22 protein-coding genes and 1 tRNA gene are annotated in these 22129 nt (G+C 61.5%); 13 read left to right on the top strand and 10 right to left on the bottom strand.

Annotated elements, in window-relative coordinates; genetic code table 11:
• Positions 1-38: 38 nt before the first annotated feature.
• Together ACVILI_RS24545 and ACVILI_RS24550 are read right to left on the bottom strand one after the other, a co-directional pair.
• Positions 39-176, bottom strand: a complete 138-nt coding sequence (locus ACVILI_RS24545) for a hypothetical protein (protein ID WP_019859300.1) — start codon at positions 174-176, stop codon at positions 39-41.
• Positions 177-267: 91 nt separating this feature from the next.
• Complete coding sequence (locus ACVILI_RS24550) at positions 268-567, bottom strand: hypothetical protein (protein ID WP_038647916.1); 300 nt, start codon at positions 565-567, stop codon at positions 268-270.
• A gap of 158 nt (positions 568-725) precedes the next feature.
• On the opposite strand from ACVILI_RS24550, the gene ACVILI_RS24555 reads away from it, so the two are divergent.
• On the top strand, positions 726-1628 hold the full coding sequence (locus ACVILI_RS24555; RefSeq protein ID WP_038647918.1) for an alpha/beta fold hydrolase: 903 nt from the start codon (positions 726-728) through the stop codon (positions 1626-1628).
• On the opposite strand, the gene ACVILI_RS24560 is transcribed toward ACVILI_RS24555, so the two are convergent.
• Positions 1625-2161: an MgtC/SapB family protein gene (locus ACVILI_RS24560; protein ID WP_038647920.1), complete on the bottom strand. Its 537-nt coding sequence runs from the start codon at positions 2159-2161 to the stop codon at positions 1625-1627. The two genes, ACVILI_RS24555 and ACVILI_RS24560, sit on opposite strands and share 4 nt — an antisense overlap.
• 156 nt (positions 2162-2317) lie before the next feature.
• Between ACVILI_RS24560 and ACVILI_RS24565 the strand changes: the two genes are divergently transcribed.
• From ACVILI_RS24565 to ACVILI_RS24575, 3 genes are all read left to right on the top strand, one after another.
• On the top strand, positions 2318-2800 hold the full coding sequence (locus ACVILI_RS24565; protein ID WP_019859304.1) for a pyridoxamine 5'-phosphate oxidase family protein: 483 nt from the start codon (positions 2318-2320) through the stop codon (positions 2798-2800).
• Positions 2801-3203: 403 nt separating this feature from the next.
• Positions 3204-3500 carry a hypothetical protein gene (locus tag ACVILI_RS24570; protein ID WP_038652972.1) on the top strand — a complete coding sequence of 99 codons (297 nt, stop codon included), beginning with the start codon at positions 3204-3206 and terminating at the stop codon, positions 3498-3500.
• Between the two features lie 37 nt (positions 3501-3537).
• A tRNA-Gln gene (locus ACVILI_RS24575) sits at positions 3538-3611 on the top strand.
• Positions 3612-4159: 548 nt separating this feature from the next.
• Here the strand turns inward: ACVILI_RS24575 and ACVILI_RS24580 are convergent.
• Positions 4160-4994, bottom strand: a protein-coding gene (locus ACVILI_RS24580; protein WP_457102429.1) for an IS5 family transposase whose coding sequence is annotated in 2 segments (ribosomal slippage) — positions 4160-4411 and positions 4413-4994 — 834 coding nt in all. Because the reading frame shifts where the segments join, the coding sequence is not laid out codon by codon here.
• Positions 4995-5686: 692 nt separating this feature from the next.
• Between ACVILI_RS24580 and ACVILI_RS24585 the strand changes: the two genes are divergently transcribed.
• Both ACVILI_RS24585 and ACVILI_RS24590 read left to right on the top strand, forming a co-directional pair.
• On the top strand, positions 5687-5932 hold the full coding sequence (locus tag ACVILI_RS24585) for a DUF982 domain-containing protein (protein ID WP_051726835.1): 246 nt from the start codon (positions 5687-5689) through the stop codon (positions 5930-5932).
• Positions 5933-6051: 119 nt separating this feature from the next.
• Positions 6052-6285, top strand: a complete 234-nt coding sequence (locus ACVILI_RS24590) for a DUF378 domain-containing protein (RefSeq protein WP_019859308.1) — start codon at positions 6052-6054, stop codon at positions 6283-6285.
• A 183-nt stretch (positions 6286-6468) separates the two neighbouring features.
• Here ACVILI_RS24590 and ACVILI_RS24595 read toward each other — a convergent pair whose 3' ends face one another.
• Together ACVILI_RS24595 and ACVILI_RS24600 are read right to left on the bottom strand one after the other, a co-directional pair.
• The gene (locus ACVILI_RS24595; protein WP_038647922.1) at positions 6469-7656 is read right to left on the bottom strand and encodes a PAS domain S-box protein; all 1188 of its coding nucleotides are present in this window, start codon (positions 7654-7656) and stop codon (positions 6469-6471) included.
• 78 nt (positions 7657-7734) lie between these two features.
• On the bottom strand, positions 7735-7974 hold the full coding sequence (locus ACVILI_RS24600; protein WP_038647924.1) for a hypothetical protein: 240 nt from the start codon (positions 7972-7974) through the stop codon (positions 7735-7737).
• A gap of 291 nt (positions 7975-8265) precedes the next feature.
• Between ACVILI_RS24600 and ACVILI_RS24605 the strand changes: the two genes are divergently transcribed.
• From ACVILI_RS24605 to ACVILI_RS24615, 3 genes are all read left to right on the top strand, one after another.
• Positions 8266-8544 (top strand): hypothetical protein, encoded by a 279-nt coding sequence (locus tag ACVILI_RS24605; RefSeq protein WP_457102638.1) that lies wholly within the window; start codon positions 8266-8268, stop codon positions 8542-8544.
• 186 nt (positions 8545-8730) lie between these two features.
• A complete protein-coding gene (locus tag ACVILI_RS24610; protein WP_019859312.1) occupies positions 8731-9735 on the top strand; it encodes an aldo/keto reductase in 1005 nt (334 codons plus the stop codon).
• 257 nt (positions 9736-9992) lie between these two features.
• The gene (locus ACVILI_RS24615; RefSeq protein WP_240564498.1) at positions 9993-10859 is read left to right on the top strand and encodes a DUF1236 domain-containing protein; all 867 of its coding nucleotides are present in this window, start codon (positions 9993-9995) and stop codon (positions 10857-10859) included.
• A gap of 155 nt (positions 10860-11014) precedes the next feature.
• On the opposite strand, the gene ACVILI_RS24620 is transcribed toward ACVILI_RS24615, so the two are convergent.
• The gene (locus tag ACVILI_RS24620; RefSeq protein ID WP_019859314.1) at positions 11015-11245 is read right to left on the bottom strand and encodes a hypothetical protein; all 231 of its coding nucleotides are present in this window, start codon (positions 11243-11245) and stop codon (positions 11015-11017) included.
• Positions 11246-11672: 427 nt separating this feature from the next.
• On the opposite strand from ACVILI_RS24620, the gene ACVILI_RS24625 reads away from it, so the two are divergent.
• Positions 11673-13820: a caspase family protein gene (locus ACVILI_RS24625; protein WP_038652979.1), complete on the top strand. Its 2148-nt coding sequence runs from the start codon at positions 11673-11675 to the stop codon at positions 13818-13820.
• Between the two features lie 79 nt (positions 13821-13899).
• Here the strand turns inward: ACVILI_RS24625 and ACVILI_RS24630 are convergent, their stop codons facing one another.
• Positions 13900-14136, bottom strand: coding sequence for a hypothetical protein (locus ACVILI_RS24630; RefSeq protein WP_038647931.1), 237 nt, complete (start codon positions 14134-14136; stop codon positions 13900-13902).
• Positions 14137-14469: 333 nt separating this feature from the next.
• On the opposite strand from ACVILI_RS24630, the gene ACVILI_RS24635 reads away from it, so the two are divergent.
• Positions 14470-14925, top strand: coding sequence for a hypothetical protein (locus ACVILI_RS24635; RefSeq protein WP_148307403.1), 456 nt, complete (start codon positions 14470-14472; stop codon positions 14923-14925).
• Positions 14922-17138, top strand: a complete 2217-nt coding sequence (locus ACVILI_RS24640) for a glycosyltransferase family protein (protein ID WP_240564497.1) — start codon at positions 14922-14924, stop codon at positions 17136-17138. Before ACVILI_RS24635 ends, ACVILI_RS24640 begins: the two co-directional genes overlap by 4 nt.
• Positions 17139-17260: 122 nt before the next feature.
• Here the strand turns inward: ACVILI_RS24640 and ACVILI_RS24645 are convergent, their stop codons facing one another.
• Complete coding sequence (locus ACVILI_RS24645) at positions 17261-18157, bottom strand: aminoglycoside phosphotransferase family protein (protein WP_240564496.1); 897 nt, start codon at positions 18155-18157, stop codon at positions 17261-17263.
• Positions 18158-18433: 276 nt separating this feature from the next.
• Between ACVILI_RS24645 and ACVILI_RS24650 the strand changes: the two genes are divergently transcribed.
• Complete coding sequence (locus ACVILI_RS24650) at positions 18434-19918, top strand: hypothetical protein (RefSeq protein WP_141700955.1); 1485 nt, start codon at positions 18434-18436, stop codon at positions 19916-19918.
• Positions 19919-20020: 102 nt separating this feature from the next.
• On the opposite strand, the gene ACVILI_RS24655 is transcribed toward ACVILI_RS24650, so the two are convergent.
• The gene (locus tag ACVILI_RS24655; protein ID WP_064981787.1) at positions 20021-21997 is read right to left on the bottom strand and encodes an AI-2E family transporter; all 1977 of its coding nucleotides are present in this window, start codon (positions 21995-21997) and stop codon (positions 20021-20023) included.
• Positions 21998-22129 lie beyond the last annotated feature (132 nt).

Below are 22129 nucleotides of genomic sequence, written 5' to 3' on the forward strand. Positions count from 1 at the left end.
GCGATGCCCCTCGCCTGCTTCTCTGTTGATGCCGATCCCTATTTTTGCGTGGGCAGATCGCCATCCACGATCGGATGAGAGGTCTCGAACCCAAAACTCTTCGGCGCCATCAGCATCAGGACGATGACGATGGCGATAGAGGCAATAAACGTGGCTGTGCTGGCAATATCTCTCAAGGCCCCGTCCTTTCAAATTGAATTCCTGAAAGAAACGTTTCGTCGGATACGAGGTTCCGTCTTGCGGAAATAACGCCACCAGCCAAGCTTTCTACTTGGCGGGCGGCTGGGCCGGCACTTCGCCCGGCTTGATCACCGGTGTCTTGCCTACGTCGGGCGCCGGCGTGGCCATGCCCTGGTCGCCTGTGGCCGGCGGCTTCAGCACCCCGCCGCAATCATTGAGCTTTTCGCTCAGATTGCCGCCACCTGGCTGCTGCTTGCCTTGATCGGGCTGGACCCGGCATTTGTCGGCCTGCGGGGCCGGGTTGTCGGTGCCCTGCTGCTGATCCATCTGTGCCGCCGCCGGCGCGGCCAGGGCCAGCATCAGCGACGCGATAACCAGAGGTTTCATCCGAGCCTCCTTTTGCTTTTTTTGCCGGCCGCACGCGGCAGCCTTCCTCGCAGGGACAACGCCCAACCGCGCGAAAGGTTGGCGAACAAAGGTGGACACCGAGCGACCGCAAGCAACCAAATCCGGCCTCCGGCCGTTGCCGGCAAGGAGGCACCACCATGTTCGGTAACTTTCAGTCGATGGAGATTGATACCGGCGAGGCCGGCATATTTATCCGCCGTGCGGGCAACGGTCCGGCGCTGCTGCTCCTGCACGGTTTTCCGCAGACCCATCTGATGTGGCGCGACGTGGCGCCTGAGTTGGCCGAGCGGTTTACCGTCATCTGCGCCGACCTGCGGGGCTACGGCGCCAGCGCGTGCCCTTCGTCCGACAGCGCTCATGCCCCTTACGCCAAACGGGCCATGGCCGCCGACATGGCTGCCCTGATGGCCAAACTCGGCTTCGGCAGCTTCATGGTCGCCGGCCATGATCGCGGTGGGCGGGTCGCCTACCGCATGGCACTCGATCATCCCGGCCGCGTTGAAAAGCTCGCGGTGCTGGACATCGTCGCATCGGCCGACGCCTGGGATCGGGCCGACGCCAGACTGGCGCAGGGCTACTGGCCGTGGTCGCTGCTGGCGCAGCCCGAGCCCTTGCCGGAATTGATGCTGGCGGGAGCCGCCGAGGCGGTCGTCGACAACGCGCTCGGCGGCTGGGGATCGTCGCCGTCGGCATTTCCGCCCGAGGTGCGCCAGGCCTATGTCGATGCCTTGCGCGATCCCGCCCACATCCACGCCATCTGCGAGGAATACCGCGCGGCGGCGACGCTCGACCGCGAGCACGACCATGCCGACAAGGCCGCCGGCCGGCGTATCCGCTGTCCGGTGCTGGCGCTGTGGAGCGGGCAAGGCGCGCTTGCCGACTGGTACGCGGGCGAAGGCGGGCCGCTGGCTCTTTGGCGAGGCTGGGCCGATGATGTCCGCGGCCAAGCCATGCCCGGCGGCCATTTCTTCCCCGAGGAGGCGTGGCAACAAACCGCCCGGGCATTGGCGAATTTCTTCGGCGAACCAGATCGCGCCTAGTGGTCGACCTTGCCTGCACTATCGCCCGAGCGAGGAGACGGCGCACCGCGATCTCCTTTTATGTCTTGCGGGTGGGGACCGAGCCGATAGACCAGCCCCGCGACGACCAGGACGATCAGCGTGGCAAGACCGGCCACTTGCCACAGGCCGAGACCGCATGCGACGCCGATCGCGCCGGCGAGCCACATCCCGGCGCCTGTAGTCAGCCCGTGCACCTCTCCACGCGAAAACAGGATTGACCCGGCGGCGAGAAAGGCAACGCCGGCAGTCACCGCCTCGACCACACGGATCGGATCGACCTTGACGGAGTCCTGCGCGAACATTGGCGCATGGACAATCTCGATGGTGAGGATGCCGAAGGTGGCAGCGGCCACGCAGATCAGGATGTGGGTGCGCAGCCCGGCGGGACGGTTGCGCCATTCGCGCTCGAAGCCGATCACCGCGCCGTAAAGCGCCGCGAGCAGCAAACGCGCGGCAATGACCGGGAACGAGGTGTAGCTCGGATGGCCGAATTCCTCGACGAGTTGTTCCATGATTCCCTCTGAATATCTGGAGTGCACAACGTGGACGACGTGCGGGAGTTCCGTCCACGAGGCGAGCGGGTGGAACCTGCCGTCTCCGATGCGCGACAGGGAACCTTGCCAAGCGGACGGAGTTGCGTTCTCGACCTTTGAACCAGGAGGAAACTGATGGCCATTGAGAAAAACGACCTCGACCGTGTCTGGAAGCTGATGGATAAGATAGGCTTCTGCATGTTGGCCACCCGCGAAGGCGACGACATCCGCTCGCGACCGATGGCGGCGCATGTCGTGCGGGGTGAGAACGCCGTTTACTTCCTCACCGACGTCGATAGCCACAAGGATGATGAGATCGAGGCGGAGCCTAATGTCGCCTTGGCCTTTGCCGATTCCGGTGGACAGAAATACGTCTCAGTCAGCGGACAGGCGGAAGTCTCCAATGACCGCGCCAAGATCAAGGAATTGTGGTCGACACCGGCCAAGGCCTGGTGGGACAGCGCTGACGATCCGGCGATCCGCGTGCTCAAGATCACCCCAAAGGATGCTCAGTACTGGGACAGTCCCGGCACAGTGGTCAGTTATGTGAAGATGCTGGCGGCGGCAGTCAGCGACAGCCGTCCGGAGATTGGCGATAGCGGCAAGGTCAGAATGTAGCTCCGACAGCGCAGGTCGCGCCCGCGGTGCGGCCTGCATTGCATCGTGCGGTAGGTTTGACTGACGGAAAAGTTCTAGCCGCGTCGGGTAGGCCGAGAGTGGCCGCTATCGTCCTGATGCTGCGTGCCAGGCGGATCGGCCCTTTGCGGGCACTCCTCGAAGCGGTGGTCTCGGCCGCCGCAGAAGGAACAGCACATGGCTTCGCGGCCCTCGTTTCCGGGCCACCATTGCGGCGTTTCGTAAGGCTTCCTGCCATCCATGACCAGCAATGCGCGATGCCTGATTTGGTTGCGTGGGCGGCCACCGCGTCTTGCCCGCGCAATGCGCGGCCCGTCGCGGAACCGGCGGACACATCCCGGGTTTTATGGGACAATGCAGCATCCTGAACCAAAGAGAAGCCGTCATGCCCGCTCGCCTTCCTGTCCTGTTGATGTCCTTGGGCGCCGTGCTCGCGGCGACCGCTGCAGCCGAGGCCCGCCCCGACAGCCGAGGCATGATTTGTGCCGAGATCCGGGCCATGATCCAGAGCCGTCGCGCCGTGGTGCTGACCACGGGACCGAACACCTATGACCGCTATGTCAGGCAGTTCGGCAATGAATGCGATTGGCCGGAAGTGCCGATGTCGGCCTATATCCCGGCGCGCGACGGGCACTGCCCGGTCTATCGCTGCGAAGAGCCGGTCGACAACTTCCCGAATTGACGCCTCGCCGTCCTGACGGCATAAGCATCCGAGCTTCTCCCGCTTCGTCTAATGGTAGGACAGCGCCCTTTGAAGGCGTGAATCGTGGTTCGAGCCCATGAGCGGGAACCAGCCACAATCAGATCGCTGGCTTCTGGACCTTCCTTCTGTCGAACATCCACCGCATGAGGGATGTTCAGGACATGGCCCCGGACAAGAACGCAAAGCCGCCTTCCCCGGTGTCTCGGCGGCAATCGAGCGGGCACATCCCACCGTGTTTGCAACCGAGCCCCAAGCCTGCCTTCCGCGATCACACCATAGGCTAACGCGGCCACGTGGTTCACAGTGCAATCACAAGCGGTCGATTCCTTCGGGATGTAGCCACTGCGAAAGCCCGCTGCGGGTCGCTCCCGTGGCGGGCTTTTCCCATGGGGACCAAGGTCCCATGGCCCTCGCGCAAAGGTCTGATGTAACCGCTTTGGTTCCGGTATCGTCCATTGGACGTTCCGTTACTTTATCCAATCGCGATATACATCTCCTTCATTTGAATGCTTCAGTTGAATTGGTCGTGCCGCATATATGGCCAGCCGGCAGCCGCCCCAGGCCGGTTAGGCCCGGTGCGCTGCTTTCCCCAACCAGAGGTGTACCGGGCCGCCCTAAGAGTCGGACTCGAAAAGAGGTCAATGATAGCAATATCTTGAGAGACGGCGCGTGATGAGGCGTATGTGGGCGATCATGATCCACGCCTCGGCGGAAGCGACGGATTTCTCGAAGTCCTTCGCCAGCCTTCTGCATCTGCCGAGCCATGCGAAGGTCCGTTCAACGACCCATCTGCGCGGTAGAACCTCGAAGCCCTTTGCCTTGTCGGATCGCTTGATGATTTCCAGTGTCCAGTGCCCGATTTTCCGCAGTCGCCTTTTCAGCTTGTCACCCCGCGTAGCCGCCATCGGCAAAGACATGCAGCAGCCAAGGCCATCTTTGGCGGATGGATTTCAAGAGGTCCGGAGCACCGTCCCTGTCCTGAATGTCAGCGGTATGGACCATGAGACCGACCATCAGGCCGAGCGTGTCGACAAGGATGTGACGTTTGCGTCCCTTGATCTTTTTTCCGGCATCATAACCCCGAATGCCGCCGCTTTCGGTGGTTTTCACGCTCTGGCTGTCTATGACGCCTGCCGTCGGGCTGGCCTCTTTGCCTTCCAACTCGCGTGCTTCCATCACGAGATGATGGTTGATCCGGCTCCACAGACCCGTTGCTCTCCATTCGTAGAAATAACGCTGAACGGTTGAACAGGGCGGGAAATCCTTCGGCAGCATACGCCACTGGCAACCCGTCGAGGCGATGTAGAGCAGCGCGTTCAACACCTCTCGCAAATCTGTGGTGCGGGGACGCCCGACACGTCGCGCCGCTGGCAGAAAGGGCTGCACCAGGCTCCATTCACGATCCGTCAGATCGCTTGCATAACGGGTCGCGCGCCGGGCATAGTGCCGACGGGTGATTTCAGTCCAGGCCATCGTGAGCTCCATCGAATCTTTGCAAATCCGACGGAATCACAACCTATTGAAATCACCCACTTCTTTTTGAGGCAGTCTCTAAGGATGAAAGCCCGCGCTCTCGGCCAGAGGCGCGTGGGCCGATCGGAAGCCCGATCTTCGGCAGAGATGCCCCCGCCCTGCCGACAAACACAAACAATTAGAGACGACTAATGTTCCATCAGCCCGTCATTCATCTTCGATCGAATGCCGGTTTCCCGTCGCGGCAAAATCGCCACTCAATTAGCAGGGACTTAATTAGCTATTTTGGATTTTAACGAATCGTTGACCGCGCTGTCCTATTTTGGAACAGCGCGGTCAAACCCCAACCGGACCGCGTAGGCGGCTCCGGCAACCCGGCCCCCGTTGCACTGCCGGAGCCGCCACCACACCCATATAAAATACCAGCAATGGTTGAATCAACAGTTACCACGCGTGCTTTCCAGTGCGCTAACGACGCCATTTTCCAGGCAGTGCCAACGGATCGGGGAACGCGTTCCGCTTCGATCGAGAAAGCCCGCAGGACCTTCAGGTCTCGCGCCTCGTGCGTATCCCCGAGCCAACATTCGAAGATGTCGCCACAGCAGTGCCCAGCCTCACGCGACAGTGATTGGAACCGGTGAAACCTTGCGCCGACATGCGCGTTTTTCGCCGGCAACCTTGTCGAGGTTCCAGTGCAGCCTGGATGGTTCTCCAAGCCGGTGGTGGTTTCGGTCGGTGTGGCCGGCGCCACCCGCCACCTGTCCAATACACAGCAGGCCATCGAATTGCTGACGACACATTGGCGCGACGCCGGCAGCCTGAAACATCAGTCCGCGCTGCGCGCCTGCCGCCAAGCGACAAGCGGCGACGTGCCTCCCGATATCGCCAGGGAGGCTCTGATCGAGGCCGCGCGCGAGGTGCATATACTGGTCGAGTAGCCCGCGCCCCATTCACGGATCGCAACCCTTGTTCACAATTTCGTGATCGAAGGAACCGTTTGAAACGGCAGGCGTTTTTTTGCAGGCGTCTTTTTATCAGGCAACATCAGGAGGCGTTTATGCGCATCATGAACCTCGTCACGCTCGCCCTCATCATCCTCGGCGGTCTCAACTGGCTGTCCATGGGTGTGACCGGTTATGACGTAATCGGCACGGTCCTTGGGGGCGCCATGCTGGCCCGCCTGGCCTATCTGATCATAGGCCTTGCAGCCATATGGCAGCTCATGCCGGGCTTCCAGAGCTTCACCGTTGGGGAAGTCGACGCCGAAAGGCATCTCCCGCATCACCGGTGACCGGCAAGCCGGGGCGGCGGAAAACCTGCCGCCCCGGTTGGGCACGACGCCCTTGGCTGGCTGTGTCCATCGCCTGATTATCGCTGGTCTTGAACAGTGCCGCGATTGCAGTGGCAATCAAAATCCAACCGTTGCCGGACGGAGAAACGACGCCAATCTCTTTTTACGGGGCATACGGGACGTTCAGATGCCGAAGCCCAGCGCGGCGCCGTCGTCGCCTTCGATGCCGGCTTGCGGCACGATGATCGATGCCAGCGGTGCACTGAGGCGCCAGCTGAGACGGCCGGGCGAGCGCTCCAGTTGAGCCGAACCGCCCAGCGACTGCGGCGCCACCCGCTGCAGGACGACGGTGCCGAACCCCTTGCGCGCACTCTCGTCACCCTTGTCGTCCGGGCGAGGAGTGGAAGTCTCGGTCCAGAGCAGCTGGAAGTCGCGTCCGCCCGATGCACCGACACTCCTGCCCAAGTCCTTGGCACCCAAGTCCTTGGCACCCAAGTCCTTGGCACCCAAGTCCTGGGCACCCAAGTCCTGGGTGCCGGAGCCTTGGGCGCTTGAGCCGATTGTCCAGGTGATCTCGACCTGGCCGTCTTCACTGCCCAGCGCGCCATATTTGGAGGAATTCGTGCCAAGCTCGTGGAAAGCCATGCCGAGATTCTGTACCGCATTCGACTGCAGCGTCAGGACCGGGCCGGAGAGCAGGATCTGCTCCTCGCGGCCGAAAGGCTTCAGATGTTCCTGGATCAGGTCGAACAGGCTGGCGCCGGCCCACTCCGAGGTGACGAGCAGATCATGCGAACGCGACAGCGCCATGATGCGGGCGCGGATCAGTTCCTCGAACTCCCGCGGGTCGCTCGAGCGCTTGCTCGTCTCCCTGACCATCGACAGGATGACCGCGAACTGGTTCTTGACGCGATGGTTGACCTCCCGCATCAAAAGCCTGATGCGGCGCTCGCTCTCCTTTGCGGCGGAAATGTCGCGGGCGATCTTGGAGGCGCCGACGATCTCGCCATTGGCGTTCTTGATCGGCGAAACCGTGAGCGAGACGGAGATAAGCGCGCCGTCCTTGCGCCTTCGCGTCGTCTCATAACTCGCCACGCGGTGGCCACCGCGAACCCTGCTGATGATCTCGGTCTCCTCGCTCTTGAGGTGATCGGGAATGAGCATCAGGATCGACTGGCCGACGGCTTCCTCGGCGGTGTAGCCGAACATGCGTTCAGCCGCCAGGTTCCAGCTCGTGATGATGCTGGTCAAATCCTTGCTGATGATGGCATCGAAAGAGGAATCGACGATGGCCGCGAGGCGTGCGTCGGCGGTCGCGCTCTGTTTTTCGTTGTTTGTTGCCGTCGCCGCCACGATTTCGGTCATTGGCATGAGGTAGCGCGCAAGCGGATCAAGACAATCTCCCCGGACGCAATTCACATAGGCGGCGCGCCACGGATGAAGCAAGCTTCACTTCGAAGGCCGATCGCTCGTCTTGCCGTCGCCTTCGGGCAGCACGCCGAATTCCTGCGACTTGACGCCCTGCTCGGCCGTCAGGAACCCATCCGAGGAAAGACCGCGCCGCAGCAGCTCCCGGACCGCTGCCGAGCGGCTCGGCATGCGCTTTTCGAAGCGCCAGTTTTCCAGCGCCGCCAATTCGTCCGTGGTGAGCATGATCTGCAGCCGTTCCGGGCGTTCCAGTTCAGCCATGTGCGCGCTCCTCGCTCAGGACTAAAAATACGGTGAGTTAGTATCTAACTCATTCAGCTTATAATTATGGTAACACCCATTACGCGTCAAGGCCGGCCAGTGAGCCCTCCGCACATCAAACGCATGATGCTCATCGAACGTCTGATACGCATTCCTGTAATTTCACTAACTAACTGATTTTATTTGTATATTTCACAGATTTTACTTGCCAGGCCGAGACCCCGGGCGCATGCTCCAATCTGAACAGAAAACCGTTCCCTTTGGGAGGTTTCGATGCGGTACGATTACTCCATGCGCCTGCGCGATGACGTCAATTCAGCGGTCGAGAAGGCGTTCAAGACGGCCGGCATCGTCAACATTACGGTGACGGCCGAGCAGGTCAGGGTCATGAATCTGGCCGAGAATGTCGCGCTCGAGGATGTTGAATACCTGGTTTTGCAGGCTGCCCAAATGCTTGGAGCGGCAATCGAATTCGACACCTTGGGCAGCGGGTTGGTGCTGTCTGGAAACGGCGTCGAGGGTGATGAACCAGCGATCATCATCCTTTCGCAGCCAGCCTCGATCCAGTGATGCCGCTCCGACGCGGCGCCCTCCGGTCGCGGCGTCGCTTCCAACATGTGGACGGATGGCTCCGGTCCGAGCCTGCACGGTGCCTGGCACCCTTGATCACAGTCGGTTGAGGTGGCGCTGGACACCTATGGCAACTGAGCACACGCTCTATATGGTGTTGCAAACCCCAAACGGAGTGGCGCAGCCATGACCCTCGCGACACGAAAACTCGGCAGCCAGGGATTGAAAGTCTCGGCCATCGGCCTCGGCTGCATGGGCATGAGCCAGTCCTACGGCCCGGCCGACGAGGCCGAGTCCATCGCCACGCTGCACCGCGCCATCGAACTTGGCTGCACCTTCCTGGATACCGCCGAGGTCTATGGCCCACACACCAACGAGGCATTGCTCGGCCGGGCGCTGAAGGGCAAGCGCGACCAGGTGACGATCGCCACCAAATTCGGCTTCCGCATCGAAAACGGCAAGCAGCTCAGCGGCGTCGACAGCCGGCCCGAGCATATCCGCGAGGTTGTGGAAGCCTCGCTCGGCCGGCTCGCCACCGACCATATCGACCTGCTCTACCAGCACCGCGTCGACCCTGATGTGCCGATGGAGGATGTCGCCGGCGCAGTCGGCAAGCTTGTGGCCGAGGGCAAGGTGCGCTTTTTCGGCCTGTCGGAGGCCGGTAGCGCCAACATCCGCCGGGCGCATGCCGTCTTTCCCGTCTCGGCGCTGCAGAGTGAATATTCGCTGTGGGAGCGCAATCTGGAGCCGGAGATCATCCCGCTGCTCAAGGAACTCGGCATTGGCCTGGTGCCCTTCTCGCCGCTCGGCCGCGGCTTCCTCACCGGTGATGTCAAGCGCGCCGAGGATTATCCGGAGGGCGACTATCGCCGCAACGACCCGCGCTACCAGGGCGAGAACTACGACGCCAATGTCGAGGCGGCCGGCACGGTGCGCGACATCGCGGCCGCCCGGGGCGTCAAGCCAGGACAGATCGCGCTGGCCTGGCTGCTCGGCAAAGGCAGCGATTTCGCTGTCGATATCGTGCCGATCCCCGGCACCAAGCGCAGAAAATATCTGGAGGAGAACGTCGCCGCCACCTCGCTGAAACTCGACGCCGCCGAAATGGCCGCACTGGGAGAGGCGCTGGCGCCAGGAAAAATCTCCGGCCCGCGCTACGGCGAGCGCGGCATGGCGATGGTCGATCGATAGCTCGTCTCGACCGCGCGGCGAAGGCCCGGCGGCAATCATTACCGGATCGGCCGATGCGGACGATTGCCAGCCGTCCATGCACGGTCGCTCCGTAAGCAGTTCCGCGAAAAGGATCTCATCGACAGCATCCCTGAATGTGATTGTCCCCGCCTGTCTCCCGAGATTTCCGCCTGTCGATTTTGCCAATTCGCCGGGAACGAAGTTTTTTCGTTGAGGTTTACCCCGCGAAGGGACTGATGCTTTCGAGGAGATCTCCCATGAAGCAAATTCTGATCACCAGCATGCTCGCGCTCGGCATCGGATGCGGTGCCGCGATTGCTCAGACACAGCCGGCTGAAACCCAGTCGGGCGGTGACGCCAATTGCGCGGCCGCTGCGGCCAACTGTCAAAAAGGCTCGAAGATGAAGATGGGCGAGCAGGCCCAGGGCAAGGCCAAGGTCCAGACGGACCAACAGGCCCAGGGCAAGCCCAAGCTCAAGACCGACGAGCAGGCCCAGGGCAAAGCCAAGGTCCAGACGGATCAGCAGGCCCAGGGCAAGGCGAATGCAACCACCGATCAGCAGGCTCAGGGCAAGGCCAAGGTCCAGACGGATCAGCAGGCTCAGGGCAAAGCCAAGGTCCAGACGGACCAGCAGGCCGAGGGCAAGGCAAACGCGACCACCGATCAGCAGGCCCAGGGCAAGGCCAAGGTCCAGACGGACCAGCAGGCCGAGGGCAAGGCGAATGCTACCACCGATAAGCAGGCCCAGGGCAAGGCCAAGGTCCAGACGGATCAGCAGGCCGAGGGCAAGGCAAATGCTACCACCGATCAGCAGGCCCAGGGCAAGGCCTCGACACAGACTGATCAGGGGTCGACTGCTTCCATCAGCAATGTGACTGTCGAACAGAAAACCCAGATCACCCAGGTCATCAAGGAGACCCGGGTCGAGCCGGTCTCCAATATCGATTTCGACATTACGGTCGGCGTCGAGGTTCCCCGGCACAAGATCCGGCTGCATCGTCTGCCGGCGCGCATCGTCAAGATCGTACCAGCCTACGAAAGCTACGAGTATTTCGTATTGGCCGACGGTCGGATCGTCATCGTCGATCCGGATACGTTGAAGATCGTCCTTATCCTGACCTGACTTGGGCGCTCGCTCTGAAACGCCCGCCACATCCAGGTGGCGGGCGTTCTATGAAACCTGCCGCTAAATCGACCGTGGCCGAACGACTGCAGAATGGGTTTCAGCGTCATGCAACCAGAGCTGGGCAATGCCGCCAGGATTTGGCCGTCAGGACATCAAAGCTGGATTTCAGCCCCTGCCTGTTCATCGAACAAGACTGAGCAGCCTCGTGCAAGCGCTACAGTGGAAAGGGCGTTTGCCACCACGTCGTCCGGCGACACGAAATCGCCGGTCAGAACCCGCAACTCTTCCACCCCTTCAGCCATCGAGACAAAATTTCCGACCACGCGATCGTGCTTGCAGGCCTCGACCACGTAAAGCAGATCGACCAGTTCGAAGCTGCGCATGTTCAGCCTCCAATAAGAATGTCCCTTGCTGGATCGTGAAACGCGTTGGCTGAACATTGTGTTCCGGCGGGCTCGAATTAACCCTGCCCCACCGCTGCGTCCGGCGCCGTTGGCGACGAACTTCAGCGCCAACGGCCGCTCGTTCGGCGTGCGCCCGTCCACCATGCCATGCGCGACAAAATCCGCGCTGATGTCATGGGCGAGCGCTTGCCGTCGATCGTCAAACTCACTTCCGAATATCGGAACATTTTCGGCCCGGCGCGCCTCGCCGACATCAGCGCCGATGGTTTTTCCCGCCTGATCTGAAGCCCTCGCTGTACATGAGGTTCTGACGCCAACGATGCGCAGCGCCTGTGGCCGTTGGAATTTTGCCGTTGCTTGGGTTATGATCAGCCGGATGCTTCCCTCTGGAAATGGCGGTGAAGGCATGTTGCGAAAGAGCTTTTCCAGCTATTTGAGGCAGGGCCTCCTGCTCGCGTTCCTGGCCACGTTCAGCACGCTCTGGCTCGCCCAGGCCCACGCCGAGCGGCGTGCGGCCATTGTCGTCGGCAACAGCGAATATCCGTTTGCCCCGCTGACCAATCCCCGCAACGACGCCAAGCTCATCGCCAATACCTTGACCGAGCTCAAATTCGACGTCCTGCTCTTTTACGATGTCAAGAAATCGGCGGAGAAAGACCTGAACGACGCGATACGCGCGCATCTCATAGGCGCCGACATGGCGGTCTTCTATTACGCCGGCCATGCCTTGCAGTATAACGGCCAGAACCTGCTGCTCCCCGTCGATACCCGGATCTCGTCGGCCAAGGACGTCGCGGCCGACGCCATGAGGCTCAACGATCTGATCGACATCGTGAAGAACGATCCGGTCGGCGTGAAAGTCTTCATCCTCGATGCCTGCCGCAACAATCCGGTTGCCAAGGAGAAGGGGTTGCAGCAAGGCCTCGCCTACACGGAAGCCGGCAGCGGCCAGGTGCTGGTCGCCTTTGCCACCAGCGCCGGTGAGGTCGCTTATGACGGGACGGGCATCAACAGCCCCTATTCGTCGGCGCTCGCCAACGCCCTGCTCATGCCCAATCTCGATGTGTACGACACGTTCCGCACGGTGCGGGGCGACGTTCGCCAGGCGACGGCCGGCTCACAAATTCCCTGGATCACCGGCTCGATCGAAACGAAATTCGTCTTCCGGCAGGGTGACGCCGGCAAGCAGGTTGCGCAAGCCGAGCACGCCGCCGAAGCGAATGGCGGCCTGACCATCGATGAGGTGTTATGGTCCTTCATCAGCGACAGCCAGAATCCGGAGGACTTCGAGCGCTTCGTGAAGGTCTTTCCCAATAGCCGCTACGCGGCCGAGGCGACGGAGAAGAGCCGCTTCAAGGTGGCTGCGTTGACCAAGCGCGGACTCTATGTCAACGGCAATCTGGTCTCCAGCTCGATCGCGGCGGTGGCGCCGGTCGAGGCGAGTGACAAGGCGTTGAGCGAGGAGTTCGTGTTCCAGCAGGCCGGCGAGCGCGCCGTCAGCGAGACCTTTCGTATTTGGCCGAGCAACCTGCCCGACACGCAGCGCGGCATGCGGACGATGGTGACGGATTGCGATCTCTACGCCGCCGACCCCAACGATCCACAGCGCGCCGTGCCTGGTGTCACCAACGGGCTCGTCAATGTTCGGGACGCGTTGCGCGCTTGCGCTTTTGCACTGGCGGCCGACATCAACAACCCGCGCCTGCAGTTCCAGTTCGGCCGTGTTCTGGAAATTGCCAGGCGCTACAGCTGGGCCGAGCATTTCTACGAATTGGCCGGCAATCAGCAATACAGCGCCGCGCTCATCAATATGGGCTACATGGCGCGCGTCGGCATGGGGCGCGAGATCGACTACGGCCGCGCGTTCGACTTTTACGTTCGGGCCGCTGCGCTTGGCAATCTCAGAGCCAGGACCGATATCGGCTCCGCCTATATTGCTGGCCAAGGCGTACCAAAGCTGCCGCAGGAAGGCGTTCTTTGGTATCGCCTGGCCGCATCAAGTGGCTGGGCGAATGCGATCACGGCGCTCGGCGACGCTTACCGCCTCGGCACTGGTGTGAAGCAAGACTATGTCCAGGCGGCCTCCTTGTATTCAGCAGCGGCCGATACCGGCCAGATCGATGCGATGGCAAATCTGGGACAGGCGTATCTCGCGGGCGAAGGCGTGAAAAAGGACGTGCCACGAGGACTCGAACTGTTGCAGCGCGCAAACGACATGGGCAACAGGTACGCACCGTATTTTATGGCGCAGCTGTATCTGAAAGGCGACCGCAAGCTGGCTGCCGATCCTCGCCGCGCCTTGACCCTCCTTGAGCTTTCCGCAAACCGGGGAAATGAGTACGCCTACGTCCGTCTCGCCTGGGGGCATCGCGACGGGGTATTCACCGGCAAGCCTGACCTGCGACGAGCCTACTTCGACGCCTCCCTCGCCGCGAGGCTTCGGGCCGATCAGGGAGAACAGGCGAAGGCGGAGATAGCCAAGAAAATAGACCCCGCAACGCGAAAGGAAATAGACGGAGAAGTTGAACTATATATCAAACAGAATGGTCCGTAACGCGTGATCAACATTGCGCGATATTCGAGATGATTGCGCTATCAGAAACCAAAGAGTTGGTGGCGAACAAGGCGGCGGATCAATAGTGGGAATCGCCACGCTTCGAACTCGATTTGTCGGGTTGAGGCGTACTTACCTTGGTGACCTTGGTGACCTTGGTGAGCTTGGTGACCTTGGCGCACCGTCCATCCTTCAGCGAAAAACCGAAATCGCAGAGGATGGGCCTTCCTGCAATCGTCCAGCATCCGCTCAGCATGACTGAGGTCGAAACCAAGGCGGCGGCCGAAGCCATCTTTGCCAGCAGCAATCTTGCCATTTGCGTCGCTCCAGCCTCGACCAAAACGGCCGCGGCATCGCATCAGGACTTTCAACGTCACGCCGTAACAAGAAAATACGCCTACTGCCCTATAGTCAAGGGGAACGCAGGCGAGTGTGCCAGTCCTGCTTACTGACGGACTGCCCACCGAGTTTGACGACGGCATGTAACCGGAGTGTGCCGCCGTTGCGGGGCTTTCTCGCCATGGCCGTGCAGGTTGCAGCTCAACGACAATGCGTCGGCATCACAAGGCGCGGCGCATCGACCTGAACGTTTGACACATACAAATCGCCATTGGTAGATTCCTGCATCCCTCATGTGAGCGCCATCCAGATGAGAAAGCTCAAGGAACTCTTCCTTCGAAAGGATAAGCAGGATCCAGGAGATGAAGGTCCGGGAAATATTTATGTATACAAATCCAAAGAAGAAATTTCGACAATTATCGTTACGACTTTAGGTGTCGATCCTGATCTTCTCGAAGAAATCATTGCTACGACCAAGCGGAAGCTCTCAGGAAAGAGCGACCGGCTCATCTATCTGACCGACAATTCGGACTTCACGATATTCCGCCGTCACGGTGTGATTTTCGAGTATCTGCCTCCATTGGTTGAGCAACGGTTGCACGCAGCCGACATGCCTTGGCAGGCTTATTTGCGGGAGCACTGGGGGCTCCTTCTTGCAAAATGGCGCCCCCGCCGTGTCCTGGCTTACGGCACGACTATCGACAGTTTCCTGGCGGCGGCACCGACGGCATCCGTCCGCAACGCCCCGGACATGCCCAGATCATGAGGCTGGACATTCTGTTTGTCGCTGATGTCCGCTTCGAAGGCGGCACCTCCACGGCGCTCGCCGTGGAAATCCGAGCGGCCGCCCGCGCGGGTTTCAAGACAGGCTTGCTGGCCGTGAAGGGACCATTGCTGCGTAACCCCTACCCTATGCATCCCGACTTGCGGGCACTGATTGATGGCGGCGCGACAGAACGGATCGACCCGGACACGGAGGTCGACGCCGACCTCGTCCTGGTGCACCATCCGGCGATAATGTCCAACCGCTTCACCAGGCGGACCGGCATCCGGACCGAACGCATGGTCATGGTTCTCCATCATCCCATGGTCGACCGGCGGGGCAAGCTGCAGTACGACCTCGCGCGCATCGTAAGCAATTGCCGTTGGGCGTTTGGCGTCAAGGTTTGGCTCGCCACCGTCAGCGCCGTCGTTCGCGATGCCTTGCCCCGTCATTTGCCTGCGGGCGCGGAACTCCTGCCTGAAAACTGGACCAATCTGATCGATCTCGACGACTGGCCTCGCAGGCCGGACGGCCCGCCGCACAATCCGGTCATCATCGGCCGCCATGCCCGCCCGGACAAATTGAAATGGCCGAGCAGACCCGCCGACGCGCTGCGTATCTATCCTGCCGACGCAGCCCGCTACAGTATCAGGATCCTGGGCGGCGGTCCCTTCCTTAGGGAACTCTATGGTCCGCTGCCGGCAAACTGGGAAATACTGCCCTTTGCATGGACCGGCATTGCCGGGTTTCTCCAAGGGCTCGATTTCTATGTCTACTACCACAGCGATTCCTGGTCGGAGGCTTTTGGCCGCACGATCCTCGAAGCGCTCGCGGTAGGTCTCGTCACGATTCTCCCCGCGCACTTCCAGCCATTGTTCGGTGACGCGGCAGTCTATGCGGCGCCGAGAGATGTCGAGGGCGTCATCGGCAAATTCATCACCGACGCGGATGCCTACGCGCGGCAATCGGCGTTGGCCAGGGAGTTCGTTGCCCGGCACCATTCCGCCGAGCTCTTCCCGCAACGCCTTGAGAGGCTGTTCAACATTTCCAAACCACGGGATGCGGCGGCCGCGCGGGCGTCTACGATCCAGCCTTTGCCGATACGTCAGGTGCTGTTTGCATCGTCCAACGGCATCGGAATGGGGCATCTCGCGCAGCAGCTGGCTGTCGCCCAGCGACTGCCGCGAGGGCTGAAGCCGGTCTTTGCTACGATGTCCTACGCCATGAAAATCGCAGCCGAGGAGGGTTATCACGCTCACTTCCTGACCCATCACCGCGGCATCGATGCCGCGCCCGAGGACTGGAACGACGTGCTTGCCGAAGAACTGTTCGACCTGATCAGTCATCTGCGTCCAGCGGTATTTGCCTATGACGCCACAGCTGTCTTCGACGGTGTCGTCGCAGCCCTGGCCATGAACCGCAACCTGTTCTCGATCTGGGTACGTCGACCGATGTGGCGGGAATCGCACCGCCCGTTCCTTGAGATGGCGGACGCTTTCGACGCTGTTATAGAGCCCGGCGAACTGGCCGATGAATTCGATCACGGCCCCACGTCGGAAGTGCGCGATAAGGTTCTGTTGGTTCCGCCGGTGTTGTTGCTGGAGCCAAATCAGCGCCTGGACAGAGCCGCCGCGCGCAACTTCCTCGAAATACCCGATGGCATGACCGTCGTCGCCCTGCAACTCGGCTCCGGCAGCAATTTCGACATGCGCGGCGTCCGCAACGGCGTTCTCAAGGCCGTGCTTGACCGTCCCGATACGCTGGTGCTGGACATCCGCTCGCCGATCCGCGCCGATTTCGAGTCGGACGAGCCGGTCGGGCCGAGGCATCGCATCGTCGAGCTGTTCCCGAGTTTCAACTACAGCCGCGCATTCGACGCCGCGGTCGTCGCGCCTGGCTACAACACGTTCCATGAGAACATCCTTGGCGCGGTGCCGACCTTGTTCGTGCCCAACGAGAGCGACGAGATGGACCTGCAGCTCAACCGCGCCCGCTGGGCAGAGCTTGGCGGTTTTGGCCTGCTGATGCGGCGCGACCATGACCTTCCGCATGTCGACCGCTTCATCGAACAGCTGCTCGACCCCACCGAGCGCGAAGGAATGGCGGCGCGCTGCGAGGCGGTCCCCTGGACCAACGGCGCTGACGTCATCGCGAACTATATCGAAGACCATGCCAGGACGGTCCGAACTGACTGGGACATCACCAAGGACAGCTGATGTAGGGCTGCACCGAGGAACGGCACTCTTGAAACCAAGCCAGCCTTCGACGCGGTCGCCCCCTGGACCTCCAGCGCCTGCGCCAGCATCGCCGCGGCGTGCCCGGTGCCGGCAACCAAAGTTCAGATGTCAGGATCGTCGAGAATGCGAGAGAGCGTGCTGCGCCCCAGCGCACTCATGGCGGGCTTGGTGCGACGGTAATACCAGACGAGGCCCATGGCCTGCTGGAACGCCCAGGCAGCACCGCGCTTCCATAAGAGGTCCTCGACTTGAAGGCCGCTCCGAAAGGTCGCCCTTCGCTCGCGGTCGAGAAGATGCCACGCGACCGCCAGATCCAGCGACGGATCGGCCGGCCCGAAACTGCCACTATCAAGCACGCCGACAAGACGCTCGCCCTGCACGAGAAGGTTTGGCGGGATAAGGTCCTTGTGGCTCATTACGACGGGCTCAGCGGCGGGCAACTCCCGCAACCGGGCCCACAGATCGCGCAGTCGAGCCACATCGAGAAGGCCCTCGCTGTTTTCAAAGCAGACAGCCATCCAATCGTCATGATCGGGGAGATGTCCGCCACGTCCTTGCCCGTCGAAGCGTCGGCCCCGTGTGTCCGCCTGGCGCAACGACGCCACGAGGCTTGCAAGGTCGAGGGCGAAAATCGCCGATCCACTGAGCCCGTTCGGCGTGGCAACCTCGCCTTCGATCCACGTTTGCACTGCCCATGGCATTGGATATCGAGGACCGGGCTGGCCGAGCCCAATCGGTTGCGGCGTAGGAAACAGGCAATGCTGTCCAATCTCGACCATGGCGGCGGCCTCCGATCGAAGCATATCGGCGCATTCGGTCGGCTTCATCGCCCGCAGCGGGAACCGCGCAGCGCTCTTTGAGCCAATGCGGAAGATGGCGTTGACGGTTCCCGACGATCCGACCGAGGTGACGTCCTCATGACGATACTGGGGAAACTGATCGCGGATCATCTGGCGGGCGATATCGATGTCGATATCCACCTGATCGTCATGCATCATGAGTTCTCATCCTGCCGAGCTCGGCATCAAGGGCAAAAGCACCGACCTACAGTAGCTGACGTCAAGGTTGAAGCAGGTGTCGATCAGATTCCAATCGCCTTTCTATCATCGCCAGCAGGTCACTCGGAGGAAACAGGCGACAAGAATGCAGCTGATATAGTATAAAGAGTCCACGGCATATTGTCTCAGAGGCGCATCGATATGCCCACAAGATATGTTCGAGTTTATTTAACTTTGCAGCTTTGTGAATCCCGTTAACAGGAGGGGCGACGGATCATGCCAAACGAGCAAACGACAATTGACCCAGGCGCAGCCGAAACGCAACTCGGCCCGAGTGTATCGGTGCAAGTCAACCCCGAGGATTCCGTACCTTTCCGGCCGGAGCCGGTGTTCATCTCGCTCGGCCTGAAACGAGATGTTTTCGTGGGATTCTCGGGCGGTAACGCGGCACCGAATCCCGATCCGATGGGCATCCCGCCGGTAGACCTGAAGACCGAGAACGGACTGCTGAAGGCCTTCCTGCTGCTCGGATTCGAACCGGGCCCGGACACAACCCCATTCGGGTTTTCGATGCCAGCAATCTTCCGCGCTTCAGCCGCGTTCAGAGAAACCGTCGACCTGCCCGGCCTCAATGTCCCCATGCCTCCGGCTGTCATTGGCCAACAACCTCCAGTGATCAAGCCGGGCATGATTCAGAATTACATGGCTCTCCAGGCCAATTTCTTTCAAATGTCGCTGGCTCCGCTTCAGGCGAAGCTCAGGGAGGCGCGTGTTCCGTTTACGCAGGGCGGCATACCCGCGCCGGAGGACCTTCGGCCACAGCTCTTCCTGGTCGAGCAATATCAGCTTGCGAGCTTTCGCGGAGACCTGGCACGGGATGATCTGGTCGACTCCATCAGCCTGTCGCCCGGCGGCTCGATGACCTACAAGGTGATCATCAAGAAGCGAACATCGACGAGCAACGAGCTGACCTCCACCGTGTTGGACAGTCAGGACCGGGAAGCGAAAGATAATTTCAACAAGCAGCTCAAGGATACCGCCGACAAAAGGTCCGGCACGAACAACTATGATTATGGATTCGAAGGGAGTTTCCATGGGGAAGCTTCGGTAGAAATCGGCGGAGGCAGCGCGGACGCCCGGGTTCATGCGCGCGGATCGACCAATGAGGTTCGACAGGATTTTGCGGAATCGACCACATCCGCCATCGATTCCCAAGTGTCCGAGACGAACCGTTCCCGCAAGCAGAGCATAGAAACCGGGAGAGAGGACACCCAGACTGACGAGCAAACCGAGAGCGTCAGGGAAAAGACGGCGCATAACCCGACGGCGCAGCCTGTGAATGTCGGAATTTTCCTGCTCAAGGAAGAGTTCGTTTCCGTTCTCAGCCTGGTCGATGTCGAGATTGCCTATCGCAATGGCGATGCGAACCAGGACCGTCAGGTGCCGTTGCGCAAGCTTGGCGAACTGCTGGATGCCGTGATCGAGCGCCCCGAGGATCGCACGGAGATTGCCGCGACAATCAAGGCGCTCCTTGAAGGGATCGCCGACTACCAGGATGAAACTCGCAGTATCGTCAAGCCGGACCCGAGCAGTCCGCTTGGCTTCAGCCGCGATGCGCAACTGAGATCGGAATATCGGCTTCTGAAGTCGGACGGGACCTTGCGGCGGACGTTTTCGGTGAAAGGCATCCCGATACGCGGCTGCGAAAGGTCGTTGCGCCGGCCGAATGTCACGGTCGAGCTGCCGATCGCCGGAATATGATCCGCTGAGCGACGGGATGCCGCGCAAAGCCGTTGTGAGCGTCTTTACCGGCAGGGTCCGCCTGGGCCTAACCAGCGCGCTCGCAACTATCGGTTTTCACCCCTAGCTTGCCGCCGCGGCCGGCACCTTCCTTGGCGCGGCGCGCGGCCGGCGCATGCGCCGTTTGGCGACGAGTTTCAGCGCCACCGGCGGCTCGTTCGACAGCGCGCCTGTCACCGCGTCGACCATGCCGTGGGCGACGAAATCCGCGTTGATGTCCTGGGCGAGCTTGTCGGCGGCTTCCTTGTCTCCGTTGCCGGTCTCCGACCAGAACACGATGCCCACCCGTAGCGCCGCCTTCGCGCGCTTCAGCCGGCGGACCAGGAAGCGGGCGTGCTTGACGGAATCGCGGTTGAGGAAGCCGACCACCACTGTGTCGATGGTTTCGAGCTCGAGGCGGCGAATGCTGGCAGGTTCCATGTCGGCAAACCCGGCCTTCGACGCGGTCGCCCCCTGGACCTCCAGCACCTGCGCCAGCATCGCGGCAGCTGCATCGTCGAGTTCGCCGCGCCCGCCGGCGCAAAGCAGCGACATGCCGGTGCCGTCGGGCAGTTCGGCCTCGTCCTCGTCGGCGGCATCGCCGGGCTCGCCCGCTTCCGGGCTTTCGTCCTCGGCCGCCTCCTCCTTGGCATCGTCTTCGAGATTGGCCACCAGCGCGAGCGCACTGGCCGCCACTTGCCGTCGCTGCAGGTCGCCCATGACGCCGCGCACACGGTCGCGCTCGCCCAGCAGAAGGGCCGGAATGGCCACCTTGTCGTAGAATTCGACCAGATATTTCTCCTCGAGCATTTCCTCGGCATGATCGGTGGCTTCGTCCGGGTCGCCGGCCAGAAGCCGCTGGTAGAGCCGAGCATGCGGTTCCAGCACCGGCTCGTTGCCGAACAGCACGTCGAGGAATTCAAACTGCGGCACGTGCCTGCCCAGCACCACGAGGCAGACGGTGAGCGGCGTCGACAGAACGAGGCCGAGCGGCCCCCACAGCCACGTCCAGAAGATGGCAGCAACGATGATCGCCAACGGCGACAGTCCGGTTCGCGAGCCGTACAGCCAGGGCTCGACTACATTGCCGGTGACCAGTTCCATCACCACGAACAGGGCAGCAGTCCACAACACCAGCGACCAGCCGGGCGCCACGGCCAGTGCCAGGAACAGCGGCAAAAGCATGCCGATGGCCGGACCGATATAGGGAACGAACCGCAATGCCAGCGCCAGCATCCCCCACAACAGCGCATTGGGAATGCCGAGGATCCACAGCCCGATCGCAATCGGTATGGCGTAGACGATGTTGACGACCAGTTGCATGAGCAGGTAGCGGCCCACCCGCTTGGCTGCATCCTGAAGCGCCTCGGTGGTGCGGTGAAGGTCACCATAGCCGACAAGCCTGATGAAGCGGTCGCGCAAATCCTCCCGTTCGAGCAGCATGAAGATGACGACGACGATGATCAGACCCGCCGATCCGAGCGGACTGATCAGCGGGCCGACGATGTTCTGCAGGACTTCGAGCGGCCTTTCGCGCGCCACGATCTCGACCGGCACCGGCTCGCGCGGCGGCTTGTCCGCGGTGGCGGCCGGCAATGTGGCGTCCTGCCGGTCGATCTCCTGGCCGACACGCTCGACCACGCTGCTCAATCTGGCGATGATACCGCCGCCGACGCCGGTTTCCTTGAGCGAGCGGATCTTGGCCAGGATGTTGGTCTGGTAGACCGGAATGTTCTGCGCCAGTTCGCTGACCTGCGTGGCGACGACGAAGCTGAACAAGGCAAGTGCCGCGAAGGCGCTGAGCACGCTGGCGATGACGGCGGCGATGCGGGGAATGCCGACCCGTTTGAGCGCCGAGACAAACGGCGCCAGCGCGAACGTCAAAAGCAGGGCGATCGCGATCGGCAGAAACACCTCGCGGCCGAAATACAGCGCCGCCACCGTTGTGACGGTGGTGGCCACATTGGGCAACGCGGTTCGCGGATGGGGCGCGGCAGCCGCAAGAATATCGTCCAGCCCATGCGCCTCGGACGCCGTCCCGTTTCGACGATTGGCCGCCACTTGATGTCTCTCCCCCTGCCAGCGGCCATGGTCTGACATATTGAGCCGGCGTGCAACATTTGCCGGCAGACCGCTGGTTACCCTTCAATTCCGGGCGGGTCAGTATGTTCCCTACGGCCGAGACAATGGAGA

The organism is Mesorhizobium sp. USDA 4775 (genome assembly GCF_054062655.1).

What these genes read in the sequence shown, in the direction of transcription:
- ACVILI_RS24590 (WP_019859308.1), top strand. Translation starts at nt 6,052, where the DNA reads ATGCGCATCATGAACCTCGTCACGCTCGCCCTCATCATCCTCGGCGGT.
- ACVILI_RS24650 (WP_141700955.1), top strand. Translation starts at nt 18,434, where the DNA reads ATGCCAAACGAGCAAACGACAATTGACCCAGGCGCAGCCGAAACGCAA.
- ACVILI_RS24640 (WP_240564497.1), top strand. Translation starts at nt 14,922, where the DNA reads ATGAGGCTGGACATTCTGTTTGTCGCTGATGTCCGCTTCGAAGGCGGC.
- ACVILI_RS24555 (WP_038647918.1), top strand. Translation starts at nt 726, where the DNA reads ATGTTCGGTAACTTTCAGTCGATGGAGATTGATACCGGCGAGGCCGGC.
- ACVILI_RS24625 (WP_038652979.1), top strand. Translation starts at nt 11,673, where the DNA reads ATGTTGCGAAAGAGCTTTTCCAGCTATTTGAGGCAGGGCCTCCTGCTC.
- ACVILI_RS24565 (WP_019859304.1), top strand. Translation starts at nt 2,318, where the DNA reads ATGGCCATTGAGAAAAACGACCTCGACCGTGTCTGGAAGCTGATGGAT.
- ACVILI_RS24615 (WP_240564498.1), top strand. Translation starts at nt 9,993, where the DNA reads ATGAAGCAAATTCTGATCACCAGCATGCTCGCGCTCGGCATCGGATGC.
- ACVILI_RS24635 (WP_148307403.1), top strand. Translation starts at nt 14,470, where the DNA reads ATGAGAAAGCTCAAGGAACTCTTCCTTCGAAAGGATAAGCAGGATCCA.
- ACVILI_RS24570 (WP_038652972.1), top strand. Translation starts at nt 3,204, where the DNA reads ATGCCCGCTCGCCTTCCTGTCCTGTTGATGTCCTTGGGCGCCGTGCTC.
- ACVILI_RS24645 (WP_240564496.1), bottom strand. Translation starts at nt 18,157, where the DNA reads ATGATGCATGACGATCAGGTGGATATCGACATCGATATCGCCCGCCAG.
- ACVILI_RS24630 (WP_038647931.1), bottom strand. Translation starts at nt 14,136, where the DNA reads ATGGCAAGATTGCTGCTGGCAAAGATGGCTTCGGCCGCCGCCTTGGTT.
- ACVILI_RS24620 (WP_019859314.1), bottom strand. Translation starts at nt 11,245, where the DNA reads ATGCGCAGCTTCGAACTGGTCGATCTGCTTTACGTGGTCGAGGCCTGC.
- ACVILI_RS24550 (WP_038647916.1), bottom strand. Translation starts at nt 567, where the DNA reads ATGAAACCTCTGGTTATCGCGTCGCTGATGCTGGCCCTGGCCGCGCCG.
- ACVILI_RS24610 (WP_019859312.1), top strand. Translation starts at nt 8,731, where the DNA reads ATGACCCTCGCGACACGAAAACTCGGCAGCCAGGGATTGAAAGTCTCG.
- ACVILI_RS24600 (WP_038647924.1), bottom strand. Translation starts at nt 7,974, where the DNA reads ATGGCTGAACTGGAACGCCCGGAACGGCTGCAGATCATGCTCACCACG.
- ACVILI_RS24605 (WP_457102638.1), top strand. Translation starts at nt 8,266, where the DNA reads ATGCGCCTGCGCGATGACGTCAATTCAGCGGTCGAGAAGGCGTTCAAG.
- ACVILI_RS24595 (WP_038647922.1), bottom strand. Translation starts at nt 7,656, where the DNA reads ATGCCAATGACCGAAATCGTGGCGGCGACGGCAACAAACAACGAAAAA.
- ACVILI_RS24560 (WP_038647920.1), bottom strand. Translation starts at nt 2,161, where the DNA reads ATGGAACAACTCGTCGAGGAATTCGGCCATCCGAGCTACACCTCGTTC.